12 protein-coding genes are annotated in these 16,684 nt (G+C 63.1%); 9 read left to right on the top strand and 3 right to left on the bottom strand.

Annotated elements, in window-relative coordinates; genetic code table 11:
* Nucleotides 1–29 precede the first annotated feature (29 nt).
* The 6 genes from JST30_14355 to JST30_14330 all read left to right on the top strand — a co-directional run bounded on the left by JST30_14355 (nucleotide 30) and on the right by JST30_14330 (nucleotide 6,812).
* On the top strand, nucleotides 30–965 hold the full coding sequence (locus JST30_14355) for an NTP transferase domain-containing protein (GenBank protein MBS1715508.1): 936 nt from the start codon (nucleotides 30–32) through the stop codon (nucleotides 963–965).
* A gap of 141 nt (nucleotides 966–1,106) precedes the next feature.
* Nucleotides 1,107–2,654, top strand: coding sequence for a hypothetical protein (locus JST30_14350; GenBank protein ID MBS1715507.1), 1,548 nt, complete (start codon nucleotides 1,107–1,109; stop codon nucleotides 2,652–2,654).
* 13 nt (nucleotides 2,655–2,667) lie between these two features.
* Entirely contained in the window at nucleotides 2,668–3,483 is an 816-nt protein-coding gene (tatC, locus tag JST30_14345; protein MBS1715506.1) for a twin-arginine translocase subunit TatC, read from the top strand.
* Between the two features lie 55 nt (nucleotides 3,484–3,538).
* A complete protein-coding gene (locus JST30_14340) occupies nucleotides 3,539–5,692 on the top strand; it encodes a DEAD/DEAH box helicase (GenBank protein ID MBS1715505.1) in 2,154 nt (717 codons plus the stop codon).
* A 77-nt stretch (nucleotides 5,693–5,769) separates the two neighbouring features.
* The gene (locus JST30_14335; protein MBS1715504.1) at nucleotides 5,770–6,243 is read left to right on the top strand and encodes a hypothetical protein; all 474 of its coding nucleotides are present in this window, start codon (nucleotides 5,770–5,772) and stop codon (nucleotides 6,241–6,243) included.
* 26 nt (nucleotides 6,244–6,269) lie between these two features.
* Nucleotides 6,270–6,812: a hypothetical protein gene (locus JST30_14330; protein MBS1715503.1), complete on the top strand. Its 543-nt coding sequence runs from the start codon at nucleotides 6,270–6,272 to the stop codon at nucleotides 6,810–6,812.
* 14 nt (nucleotides 6,813–6,826) lie between these two features.
* Here JST30_14330 and JST30_14325 read toward each other — a convergent pair whose 3' ends face one another.
* Nucleotides 6,827–7,414 (bottom strand): DNA-3-methyladenine glycosylase, encoded by a 588-nt coding sequence (locus tag JST30_14325; GenBank protein MBS1715502.1) that lies wholly within the window; start codon nucleotides 7,412–7,414, stop codon nucleotides 6,827–6,829.
* 30 nt (nucleotides 7,415–7,444) lie between these two features.
* Between JST30_14325 and JST30_14320 the strand changes: the two genes are divergently transcribed.
* From JST30_14320 to JST30_14310, 3 genes are read left to right on the top strand one after another with little or no spacing between them, the layout of a single operon-like run.
* Entirely contained in the window at nucleotides 7,445–8,362 is a 918-nt protein-coding gene (locus JST30_14320) for an LD-carboxypeptidase (GenBank protein ID MBS1715501.1), read from the top strand.
* On the top strand, nucleotides 8,353–9,735 hold the full coding sequence (locus JST30_14315) for a phosphodiester glycosidase family protein (GenBank protein MBS1715500.1): 1,383 nt from the start codon (nucleotides 8,353–8,355) through the stop codon (nucleotides 9,733–9,735). The genes JST30_14320 and JST30_14315 overlap by 10 nt, the downstream gene beginning before the upstream one ends.
* 55 nt (nucleotides 9,736–9,790) lie before the next feature.
* The gene (locus tag JST30_14310; protein MBS1715499.1) at nucleotides 9,791–12,949 is read left to right on the top strand and encodes a PD40 domain-containing protein; all 3,159 of its coding nucleotides are present in this window, start codon (nucleotides 9,791–9,793) and stop codon (nucleotides 12,947–12,949) included.
* 67 nt (nucleotides 12,950–13,016) lie between these two features.
* On the opposite strand, the gene JST30_14305 is transcribed toward JST30_14310, so the two are convergent.
* Together JST30_14305 and JST30_14300 are read right to left on the bottom strand one after the other, a co-directional pair.
* On the bottom strand, nucleotides 13,017–15,641 hold the full coding sequence (locus tag JST30_14305; GenBank protein MBS1715498.1) for a glycosyl hydrolase: 2,625 nt from the start codon (nucleotides 15,639–15,641) through the stop codon (nucleotides 13,017–13,019).
* Between the two features lie 67 nt (nucleotides 15,642–15,708).
* Nucleotides 15,709–16,629: a hypothetical protein gene (locus JST30_14300; GenBank protein MBS1715497.1), complete on the bottom strand. Its 921-nt coding sequence runs from the start codon at nucleotides 16,627–16,629 to the stop codon at nucleotides 15,709–15,711.
* Nucleotides 16,630–16,684: the final 55 nt, after the last annotated feature.

The following is a 16,684-nucleotide window of genomic DNA, read 5'->3' as shown; positions in this document are numbered from 1 at the left end:
CGGCGCCCCTCTCGTGTCAACATGGGCCCATGAAGGGCGTCGTCCTCGCAGCCGGAAAAGGGACCCGGCTCTACCCTGTGACCAAGGTCGTACCGAAGCCGCTCCTTCCGATCGCGAACCGGTTGACCCTCGAGTACGCGTTCGACCAACTCAAAGGCTGCGGCATCGAAGAGGTCTGCATCGTCGTGGGGGACAACGAACCCCAGATCCGAGAGGCCTTAGGGGACGGCTCGCGGTTCGGTCTGAAACTGGCTTACGCCCGGCAGGTCGAGCCGAAGGGGTTGGCCCATGCGGTCGGCTTTGCCAAGGATTTCGTCGCCGGCGACGACTTCGTCCTTTATCTCGGAGACGCGATCTACGACCGGCCGCTGGAGCCCCACGTCCGAAGGTTCCGCGAATCGGGTTGTGCCAATTTGAACCTCGTCAAGCCCGTCGAAGACCCGAGACGTTTCGGCGTTGCGAACGTCGACGGAGAACGGATCGTCAAGCTCGTCGAAAAACCCGCCGAACCTGAATCGAACCTAGCGATGGCCGGCATGTACGTCTTCGGGCCCCAGATCTGGGACGTACTCCCGGGGCTGGCCCCGAGCGCCCGAGGGGAGTACGAGATCACGGACGCGATCCAGACTCTGGTCGACAACGGTGAGACCGTCCTTGCCGGGGTCTATGAAGGGGAGTGGTTCGACACGGGGACGCTCGACTCCTTCCTGTCCACGACGCGGCACGTCGTGGGTGGAGGCGTCTTGTTCGCAGACGGGGCCCAAGTCGAGGGACCGGTGGGCGAGAACGTCGTCATCGGGGAGGGTGCCAGGGTCGTCTGTCCGCAAGGGATCGAAGACTCGGTCGTCCTACCGGGAGCTGAGATCATCGCGGCGGGCCCGGTCCGGCACTGCCTGATCGGAGGTGCGGTCGATGCGCCTGAGGGACTTCAGGACGTCGTCCGGTTCGGAACGCTGGACGCCTGAAGTCGGCCGTGATCGGCAGACGAACCGAGCAATCCGGGTCCCGGGTGGTGTAACATCCACCGAACGAACCGCGTCGTTTCGTACGACAATACAACTGTGTCTTGTGGCCGGCGGGTTCTCCCAACGGCCGGAGCCGGAAGCATGAAAAGGGTTATCGTCCTCGCACTCGCAGCCTTGGTCGCCAGTAGCGCCTTTGGCCAGGCCAACTTCACGATCCGACGACCGTTGGACGGTTCGACCGTCCGGGAAACGGTCAAGGTCCGGATCCCGAAGAACAGCATTCCGCCCGGCGGTTACATCGGTTTCTACGTCAACGGCCAGTTCTTAGAGGCTGCGCTGCCTGAAATCGACGGTGACGACTACGTCTACCCGTTGAACACGCAGGCCCGGGAGATCGCCGACGGCAACGCGAAGATCGAATGCGTCCTGTTCGTCGATTCGAACGGCAAGCAGCAGATCGTCAACCGGTCCTCGGTCAACGTGACGGTCGACAACCACACCAGCATCAAGGTGCCGGAAGGCGGCGTCAAGCTCCGCTACAAGTTCAAACCGGGCATCGAGCGGGTCTACAATTTCACGTTCAAGCAGGAGGTCGGTACGATCAGTCAGGCTCAAGCCCAGATCGGTAGCCGCATTCCGACGATCGCGACGGACGACACCAAGGTCCGGATCCTGTACGCGACGGACAATTCCTATAAAGTCGCCAGTGGCTACGACGGCTTGATGAGGATCCAGATCCTTCCCGACAAGGGCAAGGACTACGCGACCCTCGTCCCTCCGGGAGACACGGAGCCGAAGCGCGTGCCGCAAGACCAGTTCACGCCGCTTTTCATGCGGATCTCCGACGTCGGCCGTGAAGTCTTCGGCAGCGTCCCGATCTATTTCGGCATGGACGGTCGGAACGGTGCGCCGCCCGCCGTCGACATCTTCCCGCTCCTTCCTTTGCCGGTCCTTCCTTCGAAGGCCGTCCAGAAGGGCGACGCCTGGAACTCCCCGTACCTTATCGGCCGAGTCGATCCTTCGGCGTTCTTGAAGCAAGACCACTTCACGCAGCCGCTGAGCGCACGCGGCGAACTCGCCGAGTTCGTGTGGTTCAAGGGTATGCCGTGCGCGGTCATCCGGACGGTGATGGAGCTCGGCCCGGCCCTGCTCAAGGACGTGAAGGACTTGAACCAGGTCAAGGGCGAAGTCGCGAACGTCAAACTGGTCGGAAAGACCTGGTTCGCCATCGACCGCGGAGTCGTGGCCCGGACCGAAGTCGAACTGACCCAGGACACCCTCGTCGACCAGGCCGCCGCCGGCGGAACGGGCGGCGGTTCGGGCGCTCCGGCGGGCGGATCGAGCGGGAACGTCATGGGCCCGCAAAAGGGCAGCAATGCCGGCGGTGGATCGGCCGGCGTCGCCGACCGACTGAACGACCCGACTTCGGGCGGCTTCTACCGGATCGACCCCCACTTCGACGATGACGGCAATTTCACGTTCTTCCAGCTCGGACGCGGTCGCGGACGGGGCGGCGGAGGAATGATGGGTCCCGGAGCCGGTGCCCCTGGCGACGGTGATTCGGAACAGGGTACGCGCGGCGGCGGACAAGGCCGCTTCGGCCAGCGCGGCAACAACACGGGAGGCTCCGCCAATCGCAAGATGGTGATGCGGATCCGGATTTCCTACGTCTCCGAACTGGAGATGTAAACTGTCAGGGCGCATGGCCCTTGCCAAAACCCGAACGCGTAGGAACTTCTCGGACGATCCCGAGGAGTTCCGCGCTACGTTAGGCGAGCACATCGACGAACTCCGCACGCGGTTGATCCGCGTCGCCGTGTTCCTCGTCGTCGCGTCCGTGATCGGTTGGTTCGGCGCCGTGCCGCTCTATAAGTTCCTGGAGAAGGACGTCCGGAAGTCGATCCCCAACTGGCTGGACTACCGCGAGGTCTTCCCGACGTTCACCGAGCCCTTCATGCTCCAAATGAGGGTCGCGTTCGTGATCGGCCTGGCCTTCACGGTCCCCTACGCCCTGTGGCACGTCTGGCAGTTCGTAAAACCGGGCCTTAAACCCAACGAACGGCGGCCCGTCAAGGCGATGGTCCCCGTCAGCGCGCTGCTCTTCCTCTTGGGATGTGCGGTCGGATGGCTCATGGTGCCACCGACCGTCACTTGGTTCTGCTCGTTCTTCCGCGACTTCCAAGGCTCGACGCTCTATCAGGCGCCCGGCACGATGGTCTTCCTCTTGATCAAGCTCGTGTTCGCCTTCGGGATCGGGTTCCAGCTTCCGATCGTCACGTTCGTTCTTACGAAGGTCGGGCTCATTTCGAGCGAGTCGTTGTTCCGCTACTGGCGTCACGCCACGGTCGCGATCTTCATCCTGTCGATGGTCTTGACACCGTCGGGCGATCCCTTCACGATGATGGCGATGGCGGCCCCGCTGACCGTTCTCTTCTTCGGATCGGTCTGGGCCGTCAAGCTGACGTCCAAGGACAAAGGCAGGGAAAACCCTGACCACGAACTCAACAATCTCGACTGAGCTGCGCTCCGGGCCTTCGGGACAAGCCCTCGAACGACTTCTGACCTCGCGGCCGTTGAGGTGTTGCGTCGTCGATGCGTCCGTACCCCGATGGTCTGACACGCCCCTTACCCTTCACAAGGCCCTCACCGACCGCCTTGCCGAGACGGGGATCGACCGCTTCTACGAACATCAGGCTGAGGCGATCGCCGCAAGTACGGCCGGTCAAGACGTCATGGTCGTCACGGGGACGGGCAGCGGCAAGACCCTTTGCTACAACGTTCCCGTCATCGAGTCGTGCCTCAGTGAGCCGAAGGCGAGGGCCCTCTATCTCTTTCCGACCAAAGCCTTGGCCCAAGACCAAGCGCAGAAGCTCACCGCGCTCTTGCCGGAAGGGCTCACGTGCGGCACTTATGACGGGGACACCAACCAGGCGAGCCGCTCCCTGATCCGGAAACGCGCCCATATCGTGCTGACCAATCCGGACATGTTGCACGTCGGCGTGTTGCCGCACCACGAAAACTGGAAGGACGTCTTGAAATCTTTGCGGTACATCGTGGTCGACGAGGCACACGTCTACCGCGGGGTCTTCGGGTCGCACGTCGGGGGTGTCTTGCGGCGACTCTTGCGGTTGTGCGAGTGGTACCGCAGCCGCCCCCAGGTCATGGCCTGTAGCGCGACGATCGCGAATCCCGGGGAACTGTTCGGAAAGCTGACCGGAAGGACGCCGGTGCTCGTGCGGGACGATTCGGCGGCGAAGGGCCGGCGCCATGTCGTCCTCGTCGCCCCGCCAGAGACAGAAGAGGGATTCAGTCCGAACCGTGACGCGGCCTCGCTCTTGGCCGAGTTCGTATCCAACGGACTTCGGACACTGGCGTTCTCACGTGCTCGGACGACGACCGAACTGGTCGTCCGGCAAGCCCGAGCGATCCTGGAGAAGCAAGGTGGCGACCCGTCCTGGGTCGATAGCTATCGTGGAGGCTACACGCCTAAGGAGCGAAGGGACATCGAGAAGGCCCTCTTTTCGGGACGACTCCGGGGCCTGTCGACGACGAACGCGATGGAACTCGGTGTCGACGTCGGTGGTCTCGATGCGGTCGTCCTCAACGGCTATCCCGGCACCGTCAGTTCGTTTTGGCAACAGGTCGGCCGCGCGGGCCGAGGCGCCCGTGACAGCTTGGCCGTCATGCTGGCCCACGCCGACCCGCTCGAACAGTTCTTGGTCCGGTCCCCCGACCTGCTTCTGGACAAGCCTGTCGAATCGGCCGTCCTCGACCCAGAGAACCCGGACGTGCTCCAGCGGCAACTGTTGTGCGCGGCGCACGAGAGACCGATCGGCGAAGAGGAGCTGACGCGGTTCGGACCGGGGGCTTCGGACGCCGTCGCTGCACTGGTCGCGGACGGATCGTGCCGGTGGTCGGCGGGAAGGCTGTTCTTCGCCTCGTACGAGAGTCCGGCCATGTCCACCGACATCCGAGGATCGGGCTCTGAAAAGGTCTTGATCCTCGAAGGGGCGTCCCCTTTGGCCGAAATGGAGGAATGGCGGGCGCCACAACAGGCGCACGAAGGGGCCGTGTACCTTCACCGTGGACGGTCTTATATCGTGGAGGCCCTCGACCTCGAACGGCGCGTCGCGCGCGTACGGGCCGAGGAGCCCGACTACTTCACGCAAGCCATCGTCCAATCCCTCGTCGAGTCGACGGTCCCCATCGAAGTCGACGGAGACTGGACGCTGTGCGGGGTCAGGGTGACGACGCACGTTCCGAGTTACGTCCGCAAGCGGTCGGACGGGGACGGCGTTCTGGACGAGACGCCCCTTGACCTTCCGCCTCGCACGAAAGATACGGTCGGGGTCAGATGGGATCTGGCAGGTCTGACGGTCGAACAGGCCGGGGTGGTCCATGCCCTAGAGCACGCCCTTCTCTCCGTGGCCCCGGTCATCGCGGGTTGCGATCGGAACGATCTCGGAAGCTGTTGGTACGTCCTGTGCCCGGATACGATGGCTCCGGCGCTTTACGTCTTCGATGCGGTACCCGGAGGCGTCGGACTGGCTGCCCGCCTTTTCCACGAGCGACGGGCCTGGTTGGAACAGGCATCGACGCTCCTTCGTTCTTGTTCTTGCGCGGACGGTTGTCCGGCCTGCCTCCTGGTCTCGCAGTGCGAAAGCGGAAACGACCCCCTGGACAAGCCGGGCGCGTTCGGCATCCTGACTTCGGAACTGGAACGGTAGCGTCCGACGTCATAGCAACCGGTGTCACAGTGATCTACCCTCCAGAGCCTTCCTCCGGATCGAAGTCGTCGAATTTGGTGACCTTGCTCATCGTCGGCGGCTTACTGGTGGCGGGAGCGATCGTCTTGGCACCGGTCTTCATGTCGCCTCACAAGGGTCGAGCGCTCCGTTACCGCAAGGTCTCGAACGTCCGGCAGATCCTCACAGCCGTCCAGATGTACGCGACGGACAACGACGGTCGGCTCCCGCCGGACACTTCGACCGGGCGGACGATCTATGCGGCGGTCGGGTCCTATGTCAGGAACGAGGGCGTGCTGGACACGTTCAATCCGAAGAGCCCTGAGTGGCTGGGCAACGGAAGTCTAGGGGGTCGCGTCGTCGACCGGATTCCAGACCCCTTCCGGACCTTGTTGATCTTCGAGTCCGCGCCGACAGTGCCCCCTGGCGGAAAGGATCCGGTCCGGGTCGTCGGGAATGTCGACGGCATGGCGAGGTCCCTTCCCGAAGCCGTGTTCCAAGAGGCTCTCAAGGACGGGCTCCGGACTCCCTGACGAGCCGCTTCGAGCATAATCGGACCATGCAGCCGGGCGAGTACGCAGACGTTTCCCAGGAACCGAACAAGCCGAAGAAGTCCAGTCCGTGGCTTTGGCTCGGGATCGCGCTCGTCGCGCTGTGCCTGCCGTGTGGAGCGATCTTCGCCGCGGTCTTGATCCCTGTGTTCGCTCAGGCCAAGATCGCGGCCCGACAGACGGCCACACTGAGCAACTTGAAACACCTTGGGCAAGGGGTCCTTCAATACACCGTGGATTACGACGACGTCTATCCGCCGGAGATGATGTCAGCGAACACCGTCTGGCCTTTCGTCTCGAAGTACGTCACTGGACCTTCGGCACGAGACTCGCTCAATCCGGCGTCGCCATTGTTCCAAGGCGTCGCGGCGTTGTCGGCTGAAAAGACCCGAGCCGTGGTCAACCCGGCGGGCAAGTACATGTTCTATGACTCGATGCCTTGGCCCGCGAGTCCGAAACGGATGGTGCTGTTCGTCGACGGCCACGCGAAGAAGGTCGACGAGGCCCAAGTCCAGCTCGAATTGGCCGATGCCACGAATCCGCTCAAGTAGCGGGCTTTCGATCGTCACAGCTTCGGCCAGGGCTTGGAAGCCCAAGAGACGCGCCCTGCGTCGACGAAACGAAGCGGCTCGAGTTCGCCTCGGCCGACGGCGATACCGATACGGACATCGACCGCGATGGCGGTGGGCGGGCCTTCTTCGGCAAGCGTGAGCGGTGAAGCGGGATCGAAGAGGTCGAGTCCATTGAACGACCGATCGATGCCGAACGCCTGACAGAGCTTGCCGGGCCCGGACAGGAGATCGCTGTCCCGAAGGGCCTTGGGCCTTCGGGCCGACATCGTCTCGAGCCCCTCCAACGGCTCAGCCGCGCGGATCAGGACCGCTGAAGCTTCGCCTTCAGGCCTCGCGACGACGTTCAGCATCCAGTGGTTGCCGTAAGTGAAGTAGACGTACGACGTTCCCGGGGCGCCGTACATCACGGCCGTCCGCGGGGTCGGCCCCCTCCAGGCGTGGCTTGCCGGATCCGACTCGCCGCCGTACGCCTCGACTTCGACGATCCGGGCCCGACAGGGTCCAGCCACGAGGATGCACCCTAAGACCCGCTTTGCGGACTCCGCCACAGGCATCGTCCGAAGGTCTTCCTGAAGGGGCATGCCCCATTCTGACCCGGTACGCTGACCGCCATGCTCAAACCTCGCGCGCTCTGTCCTGGGGCGCACGTGCGGATCGTCTCGCCGGCTTCGCCCACGACGTCCGAGTCCATGGAAAACGGGATCAAGCTTCTTGAATCGCAAGGTTATAGGGTCTCGCTCGGAGACAACGTGCTAGCCAAGGACGGATATCTGGCCGGCTCGGACGCGGAGAGGGCGGGCGACGTCCAGGCTGCGTTCGACGATCCAGAGGTGGACGCGGTCCTGTGTTCAAGGGGCGGCTACGGGTGTGCAAGGCTGATGCCTTACTTGGACCTCGACCGCATCGCGGGTTCGGGCAAACCGTTCGTCGGCTTCAGCGACGTCACGACCCTGCACTTGGCCTTGAACCGCCGTGGACTGGTCACCTATCACGCACCGATGCTGTTGTCGTTCTCCGTCGACCGAGAACCCTGGGTCGTCGAGTCGTTCCAAAACCTGCTCAAAGGCGAAGACCCGTTCGTCGCAGGCTCGCCTCGCGGTGAAGCGATCCGGGGCGGCGTCGCGGAAGGGGCCTTGACGGGCGGTTGCCTTTGCCTTCTGACGGACAGCATCGGTACTCCCGACCCGCTGGACTGCGACGGCCGGATCGTCCTGATCGAGGACGTCGACGAACATCCGCACCGGGTCGATGCGATGTTGACGCACCTCTTGAACACGGGGCAGCTTCAAAAGGCGGCCGGCATCGTGGTCGGAGAGATGACCGGGACGGACGAAAAGGTCGATCCAAAGATCGGCGCTTGGCCCTGGAGGCGCATCGTCGAGGACCGTTTGGGCTCTCTCGACGTCCCTACCGTTGTGAACTTTCCGTTCGGACACATGAGGGGGATGCTGAGCCTGCCGCTCGGATTGCGGGTCCGGCTCGATGCTGACGCGGGCCGATTGACCCTGCTGGAGGCGGCATGCGCCTAGCGTGGCTGGTCTTGGCGGCTTTGGTTCCGGTCGTCGCCCCCGCCCAGGTCTGGGAAAAGCTCATCGCGCCCGGGATCGTGTACCACATGGAGGTCGACAACTCCGTCCCTCGGGTCGTCCACGCTATAAGGTTCTCCTCCTCGGCCCCGAACGTCAAAGCCGTACCGACCTTGGCCCAAGGGACCGTTTTCGGCCAACAGGACGATCGCAAAGGTCGCGAAGTCTTGACGGAGACGGTGAAGAAGGGCGAAGCCCTCATCGGCGTCAACGGAGATTTCTTCCCTTGGACGGGCGACCCGCTCGGGGCGATGGTACGGGACGGCGAACTCGTCAGTCGGCCGTTCCCGGGCCGGTCCGTGTTCGCATGGTCGGCGGGTTTCGGTGGCGTGTCCCGATTGACATGGACGGGCCAGGCCGGGTTCAAAGGCGCGACGGTCGAGTTGGACGGACTGAACGAACTGTGTTCGAAGAATAAGACGGTGCTCAACACGTCATGGGCCGGATACGCCCTAGCCGAGGGTGCCAACGTCCACGTGATCCTCGATATCGCAGGGCCGTTGACCCCGACGTGCAAGCTCTCGGGCAAGGTCGTGGCGACCGTGACCGACGAAGACCGTGTTCCCGTCGGGCGCAGTCAGATGGTCGTGACCGCCACCGGGGCCGATGCGGCCCGATGGAAGAGTCTGGTCAAAGGTGACGAGGTCACGTTGGACAGCAAGACTCAGGGGCTGGATTGGTCCCGAGCGAAGAACGTGGTCGGCGGCGGGCCGGTGATCGTCGTCCAAGGCAAACCGGTGATCGCATGGGACGCCGAGGATTTCAATACGGAGTTCGCGACGAAACGCCATCCCCGGACGGCGATCGGTTCGACGGCCAACGGAGACGTTTGGATCGCGGTCATCGAAGGCCGTCAGACCCTGAGCGTGGGTGCGACGATCGAAGAAGCAGGGGTCATCATGGCTCGTTTGGGGTGCCGCGACGCCGTCAATCTGGACGGTGGCGGAAGCAGCGAACTCGTGATCGGCGGCGCGATCGTCAACCGACCGAGCGACGGGTCCGAACGACCTTTGGCGAACTGTGTCCTCCTCTTCGGCGAGCCGGTCCCCTTAGAAGACGGCGAGTACGTGATCCAGGGCAAGGCCCGCTTAGCGGTGGGTTCGGCGACGGACTACAAGGTCGTCGACGGTCGCGGGAAACCCGTACCGGGTTCGACGATCGTTTGGACGGCGACCGGGGACGCATGGATCGACCAGAGCGGGAGGCTCCGTGCGTTGCAGCCGGGAAAGGCGACCGTCCAGGCCTTGGTCGGCGGAAAGGTGCTCAAGATCGTCGTCACTCTCGAAGCCCCACCGAAAGCCGGATCGAAGGGGTAAGTTCCAACCCTGCCTTCCGCACGGAAGAATCCTGCGAAAAGGTAAGGAACCCTTTATGATCGCGACGACATTGGCCGTCGTCACGCTGGCGCAGTCGGCAACGACGGAGATGAAACTCCTTCGCATGCCGGCCGTCAGCGGGGACACGGTCGCCTTTGTTTACGGCGGCGACATCTGGACTTCGGACCTGAAAGGCGGCACTGCGCGACGGGTCACGACGAGTCCAGGCTCGGAGTCCTGGCCGCGCTTCTCACCCGACGGAAAGTGGATCGCCTTTTCCGGTAACTACGACAGTCTTGTCCCTCAGGTCTACGTCGTTTCGGCGGAAGGCGGCGAGCCGCTCCGATTGACGTATGAATCCGAGCCGTGCAACGTCGTCGGCTGGACGCCCGACGGCAAGGTCGCGTATGCGTCGAGTTACGGCTCACCGTTTACGGGCCGACTGTGGCTGATCAGCCCGAACGGCGGGATGCCTCAACGGACGGACTTGGGAGAGTTCACGAACGGTTCGTTCTCGGCAGACGGAAAGCAGATCGCTTACAACCGGAACAATTCGTACGCCTTCAACTGGCGACGGTACAGGGGCGGGACACAAGGCAAGGTGTGCTTCTACGACTTCGCACAACGCAAGTATTGGGAGGTCCCTGGAGCGCGCGAGAACAATTACTGGCCGATGTGGGTCGGCGACAAGGTCTTCTATTTGTCCGATAAGACTCAGGGCAACGTGAACCTCTGGTCGTACGACACGAAGTCGAAATCTTCCAAGCAGGTCACGGACTTCGACGACGGCGACATGAAGAACGCGAGCAACGACGGCTCGCACATCGTCTTCGAGCGGAACGGGACGCTCTACTCCTTCGACGTCGCGACTTCGGCGGTCGAGCCGGTCAAGGTGAAGGTCGCGACCGACGCTCTCCTGGCACGGAGCCGCTACCGCAAGTTCGGCGATTCGGTCGACAACGGAAGCATCAGTCCGAGCGGGAAGCGCGCCGCCCTGGTCGCCCGCGGCGAGATCTACAGCGTTCCCGCCAAGAACGGTCAGACCCGAAACCTGACGGAAGCCGGCGCATCGCGCGAGGAAGACCCGGATTGGAGCCCGGACGGCCAAACGGTGGCGTTCTTGAGCGACAAGACGGGCGAGCGTAGGATCTACACCGTTCCACAGATGGGCGGCGATTGGACGGAGGTTGCCACGCCGAAAGACCAGAAGATCCAGCGATTCGGGTACTTCCCGGACGGCAAGAAGTTCTGGTACACGACCGTGGATTCGACGCTGTTCGTGTACGACCCGGCCACGAAGACGTCCGACAGGGTGTATGCGAACCCGGGCTTCGGCAATACCTTCGACGTCTCGTTCGACGGTAACTGGATCGCTTACTCGCAGGCTCAGCCGAACCTGTTCTCCGCGGTCTACCTCTACAACGTCAAATCGAAGGCTTCGACCAAGGTGACCGAAGGCTACTATGACGATTCGGCCGTCGCGTTCGACTTGAACGGCAAGTACCTCTACTTCGTCTCGAGCCGGACGTTCGGTGCGAACCCGAGCCCCTTCGAAATCGGTCTGTACCAGCAGAACGTCCAACGGGTCTATGCCGCGATCTTGAGCAAGGACCAGACGAGCCCGCTCATGACGGCGGGCGACGAAGAGCCGGTCAAGGAAGAAGGTAAGACCGAAGCCAAACCGGAGTCAAAGCCGGAAGGCATGAGAGTCGACCTCGAAGGTCTCGATCAGCGCGTCGTCCCGCTTCCTTGGGGCCCAGGCAACTACCCCGCTCTGATCGGTGCGGAGAACGGCGTGATGACGATCGCGAACGGGACGCTCTTGAAGTTCGACTTCGACAGCAAGCAGTCGCAACCGATCCTCGCCGGGTTCGGCGGCGGGTCGTTCAATGGGAAGCGGACCAAGGTCTTGTACTTTGCGGCCGGCGTCGTCGGTATCGGCGACGTCCGCCCTGGTCTTGAACCCAATGCCGGACGGATCCCGCTCGGCGACATCGCGACCGAATGGAGCCCTCGCCAGGAATGGGCGCAGATCTACTGGGAAGCGTGGCGGCACGAGCGCGACAACTTCTATGACGTCGACATGCTCGGCCTGGACTGGAAAGCGATCGGCGACAAGTACGCCGCGCTGCTACCCTACTGTTCGAACCGCAGCGACCTGACCTATCTGATCGGGTTGATGATCGGCGAACTCGGTACGGGCCACGCCTACGTCCAGGGCGGGGAGTCCGGCTTCTCGGCTCCGGGGATCCCCACGGGCATGCTCGGGGCAGACTTTGAGACCGCGGGCGAAGCCGTCCGGTTCAAAAAGGTCTACAAGGGCCTGAACTTCGAGCCAGAGCGTCGCGGGCCGCTCGGCGCCCCGGGCGTCAACGTGAACGACGGCGACTACCTGATCGCGATCAACGGCAAGCCCGTCACATCGAAGACCAACCTGCACCGGCTCCTTATCGACAAGGTCGAGAAGGACGTGGTGCTTACGGTCAACGACAAGGCCGGAACGGCCGGTTCGCGCAAAGTGACGGTGCGCCCGATCGCGGACGAAACCGACCTTCGCTACATCAGCTGGGTCGAGGGCAACCGTGAATACGTCAAGAAGGTCTCGGGCGGAAAAATCGGTTACATCCATGTGCCGAACACGAACGTCCAAGGCATCATCGAGTTCGTAAAGGGCTACTATTCCAACTCATCGGCCGAGGCGTTCGTCATCGACGAGCGCTATAACGGCGGAGGCTGGATCCCGACGTTCTTCATCGAATTCTTGACCCGGTCGCCGCAAACGGTCTTCAAACCCCGTTACGGCGTCGACCAAGACCTTCCTGGGCAGGCCCTTGTCGGCCCGAAAGCGATGTTGATCAACGAGTTCGCCGGCTCGGGCGGAGACATGTTCCCCTGGCTGTTCAAGCGGAACAAGATCGGCCCGCTCATCGGGACCCGCACTTGGGGCGGGCTCGTCGGCATCCAAGGTGCCAAGAACCTCGTGGACGGCGGCGGCGTCACCGCTCCGGCCTTCGGCATCTACGACAAGGAGAAGGGCGAGTGGATCGCCGAGAACAAGGGCGTCGATCCTGACATCGAAGTCGACGCGAGACCCGATCAGATCGCTGCGGGCAAGGACGCCGTCCTGGACAAAGCGATCGAGTGGTTGACGGCCGAGATGAAGAAGGTCAAGCGCGACCGTCCCGTCCCTCCGTTCCCTAAGGTCAAAAAGTAAGCGGTAACCCTCCGCTGACAAGACACGGCGGGCGCCTTTCCCCAAAGGAAAGGCGCCCGCTGGACGTTTAATCCGGGTCGATCGACCGGACGACCATCGGTTTGGTCACTTTGTGGTCACCCATCGTGACGGTGACACTGTACTCGCCAGGCCGGACGAAGAACTTCTGGATCCAGGGCTCCTCACCTTGGTCCGAGAGGCGTAAGTGCTCCGGCGGGACAAGGTCCCACGTGACACGGTTCAGGCCCGGCGCGTTACTCCCGGTCAGTTCTTTGATCAAGAGGCCCTTCGCGTCCTCGATCTTGATCTTGACGTCGTCGCCCGTGTATTCGGCCAACCAATACCAGATCCTTACACCCTTTGGTGGGTTCGGTGCCCGGAACACTTTATGAGACCAGAGCCCGCTGATCTGGAGGTGCCGCTGTGGCCGACACGGCCGGACGTCGAAAACGTGCAGCGGCGAGGCCAACACCTGATCGGTGAGTTGACCGAACGGTGACGCGTCGTCCAAGACCCAGATCGAGCGTCCGTGCGTGCCGAGGACGATGTCCTGTTCCCGAGGGTGCTGCCGGATGTCGTCGACGGGTACGGTAGGAAGCGACTTACCGTGGGCTTTGACCCAAGACCGCCCTCGGTCGACACTGACGTAGAAGCCCTTCTCCGTCCCACAGTATAGGACGTCAGGGTTGTTCAGGTCTTCCCGGACGACCTTGACGGAGCGGCCTTTCGGCAAGTCTGCGGTGAAGTCGTTCCAAGTCTTACCGTAGTCTTCCGTCATGAGGACGCACGGGTCGTAGTCGTCGGTCCTGTGGCCGTCGATGCCGGCATAGGCGCGCCCCTTGTCATGGTTGCTCGCGACGATCCGCGACACGTAGCGGCCGGAAACGACCTTCGGCGTGACGTTCTTCCAGGATTTGCCGTCGTCTTTCGTGACATGGATGAGTCCGTCGTCCGAGCCGGCCCACAAGAGGCCGGGGGCGAGCGGGGACTCGTCCAAGGAGACGACCGTACAGTGGGTCTCGGCGTTCGATCCCACGGTTTCGGCCTTGGCGATGTCGGCCGTCGTCAGGTCGGGGCTGATCCGCTCCCAAGCCCCGGTCGAGGGCCGGATCCGGTACACGTGGTTTCCTGCGTGATAGATCGTGTCCTCATGGTGGGCCGAGACCAGGAACGGAGAGTTCCAGTTGAACCTGTGACGGGCTTCGCCTTCCCTCGCTTCAGGCGCCAGATACCTCTTGTCACCGGTGGCGGTGTCGATCCGAGTGATGTTCCCGCCCTGCCACTCCGCGTAGACGACGTCGGGGTCCTCGGGATCGAACGCGGCATGAAAGCCGTCGCCCCAGAAGACGACTTTCCAGTCGGAGTTGACGATCCCGGTCTCGGGGATCTGGGCCTCTTCCATCTTTTCGGAATCGCACTGTGTCGCACTCGGCCCGAGCCACGTTCCGTTGTCCTGAAGGCCGCCAAGGATGCGATAGGGGTCGGAGAGGTCAAGGGCGATGTTGTAGAACTGCCCGGTCGCCATCGTGTCGAGAAAATCGAACGTCTTGCCCTTGTCGAAGCTCTGGTAGACGCCTCCGTCCGTTCCCACCACCAAATGGTCAGGATCGTTCGGATCGACGATGATCGCATGGTGGTCGGCGTGGAGGATGTTGCCGCCACCTTGATGGAACGTCGCGCCGCCGTCGTCGGACGTTTCGAGGGTCCAGCCCAGCATATAGACCCTCTGGTCGTCTGTCGGGTCGAACTTGATCTTACTGAAGTAGAAAGCCCTTGGCGAGCGCACGCTCTGCCTGACCCACGTCTCCCCGCGGTCGTCGCTCCGGAACACGCCGCCGCCCCTCATCCGGTCGTCCCGAATCGAATTGCCCCCGTCCTCCGTGCTCTCGACGACGGCGATCAGTTTCGACGGGTCCTTGGCGTAAACGTCCAATCCGATCCGGCCCGTTTTCGTCGGCAGTCCGCCACCCAGTTTCTTCCACGTCGCCCCTCCGTCCGTGCTCTTGAAAAGGCCGCCGCCTTCGCCGCCGCTCTGAAAGCTCCAGGGGGTCCGGAGCCGCCGGTAAAGGGCGGCGTAGACCGTGTCCGGCGACGACGGGTCCAACAGGACGTCGCAACAACCGGTCCGATCGTCCTCTTGCAGGACCGCCTTCCACGTCTTTCCGCCGTCCGTCGTCTTATAGAGCCCGCGCGTCGCGTTAGGCCCCCAAAGGTGGCCCAGACACGCGGCGTAACAAACGTCCGGGTCACGAGGGTCGACGGCCAATCGCGGGATGTCGTGGGAGTCTTCCAGACTTAGATGGCCCCATGTCTTTCCACCGTCGACCGAACGGTAGACGCCGTGCCCCCAACTGCTCGAATTCCGGCCGTTCCCCTCTCCTGTCCCGACCCAGACGATGTCCTCCACCGCCCCGTCCGCTCCCGTACGCTTGCACCAGACGAGGCTGCCGATCGAACTCGTCTCTTCTTTGTCGAAGACGGGTGAAAACGTCGTGCCCCGGTTCGTGGTCTTCCAAACGCCTCCCGAGGCGTATCCCACAAGGTACGTCTTGGGGTTTCCTGGCTCAAAGCACAGGTCGCTGACACGTCCGCCCATCGACGCAGGCCCGATGCTGCGCCATGGAAGGCGTTTCAGGTCCGATTCGGTCAGGCGTCGGGACGGTTGAGGGCTGGGCTCCTTCGACTTCGCCATGGGCGTCGCCGAGTATACAGGGCCTCAGCCGTCGCGAGTTCCTGCGCCCTTCGCTCGAGACTCGGCTTCAGTCCTTAGCGCCGTCTTTGATCCAGTCGTAGATCGCCTTCTGGTCGGCCTGCGACAGCGGGGCGCGGTTCTTCGGCATCGAGGGTCGAGGTCCGCTGACGACCTTGTACAGGCGGCTTTCCTCAGGCGAGCCTGGTGTGACGAGGTTGGCCGAGATCGCTCCGCGCGAGCTCAGGTCGACGCCGCCCGCCCGGCTTTGCGATCCATGACACGGCATGCAGTTTCGCGACAAGGCCTTCTGGACCGAGGCGAATCCGGCCGCTGCTTCGACCGTCGCCTCGACCTTCTTGGCGCCGGCCGGGACCGCGAAGGCGAACTGGGCCGGGTCCACGTCCTGACCGTTCAACGTCACCTCGCTTCCGATGACGAGCCATTCCTTGTCGCCCTTTTTCAAATTGAAGCCCAAGGCGACTCCCGTCTTGTCTTCGACGTAGACGGTCGCCGTGCCTGGTTCGGGCTTGCTCCAGGCGACGTCGACGCCAGTGACCGGCTTCCCCTTGAGACTGCGTTTCGTCCCGACCTTGGCGGATTCCGCGGTCTGTAACGCCTTCGCGTCGAAGAACGCCGTCCAAGCCCACGTCTCCGGCATGGCCGCGTCGGACTTGCCCGATGCTTCGCCCGCGGGACTCACGGTGTACGAATTGTCGGACTTGCGATAGCGGTAGACGTCCTTCCCGTCGCAGACGACCGTGGTCTCGTCCGTTTCGATCCTGTAGTAGTTCGGCTTCGCGAACGAGAACTTCACCGGCACCGGCGCCCCAGGAAGCTGCTGGAACGTCAACGTGCCCGACACGCCTTTCGCGTCTTGAAGGGCCTTGACGTGGTTCGAAAGCTGGCTCGGAAGGGCGACCTGAGATGCGGCCACGACCGCTGCTCCGACCGTGGTGAAAAGGGCAAAAATGGCAAAGCGTCTCGACATGTCCTCAGTCCGGAACGATTGTGAGGCGCAACGGTTCCGCATTGCAACCGCCTGC

Source organism: Armatimonadota bacterium, from assembly GCA_018268395.1.
Taxonomy (GTDB): Bacteria; Armatimonadota; Fimbriimonadia; order Fimbriimonadales; family Fimbriimonadaceae; genus JAEURO01.
The sequence above is the reverse complement of the archived record's forward strand: the minus strand, read 5'-3'. Positions and strand labels throughout refer to the sequence as shown.

Excerpts from the sequence above, each read along its gene's own strand:
- JST30_14325 (MBS1715502.1), bottom strand. The coding sequence starts at position 7,414 with ATGCCCCTTCAGGAAGACCTTCGGACGATGCCTGTGGCGGAGTCCGCA.
- JST30_14315 (MBS1715500.1), top strand. The coding sequence starts at position 8,353 with ATGCGCCTAGCGTGGCTGGTCTTGGCGGCTTTGGTTCCGGTCGTCGCC.
- JST30_14355 (MBS1715508.1), top strand. The coding sequence starts at position 30 with ATGAAGGGCGTCGTCCTCGCAGCCGGAAAAGGGACCCGGCTCTACCCT.
- JST30_14305 (MBS1715498.1), bottom strand. The coding sequence starts at position 15,641 with ATGGCGAAGTCGAAGGAGCCCAGCCCTCAACCGTCCCGACGCCTGACC.
- JST30_14330 (MBS1715503.1), top strand. The coding sequence starts at position 6,270 with ATGCAGCCGGGCGAGTACGCAGACGTTTCCCAGGAACCGAACAAGCCG.
- JST30_14320 (MBS1715501.1), top strand. The coding sequence starts at position 7,445 with ATGCTCAAACCTCGCGCGCTCTGTCCTGGGGCGCACGTGCGGATCGTC.
- tatC (MBS1715506.1), top strand. The coding sequence starts at position 2,668 with ATGGCCCTTGCCAAAACCCGAACGCGTAGGAACTTCTCGGACGATCCC.
- JST30_14310 (MBS1715499.1), top strand. The coding sequence starts at position 9,791 with ATGATCGCGACGACATTGGCCGTCGTCACGCTGGCGCAGTCGGCAACG.
- JST30_14350 (MBS1715507.1), top strand. The coding sequence starts at position 1,107 with ATGAAAAGGGTTATCGTCCTCGCACTCGCAGCCTTGGTCGCCAGTAGC.
- JST30_14300 (MBS1715497.1), bottom strand. The coding sequence starts at position 16,629 with ATGTCGAGACGCTTTGCCATTTTTGCCCTTTTCACCACGGTCGGAGCA.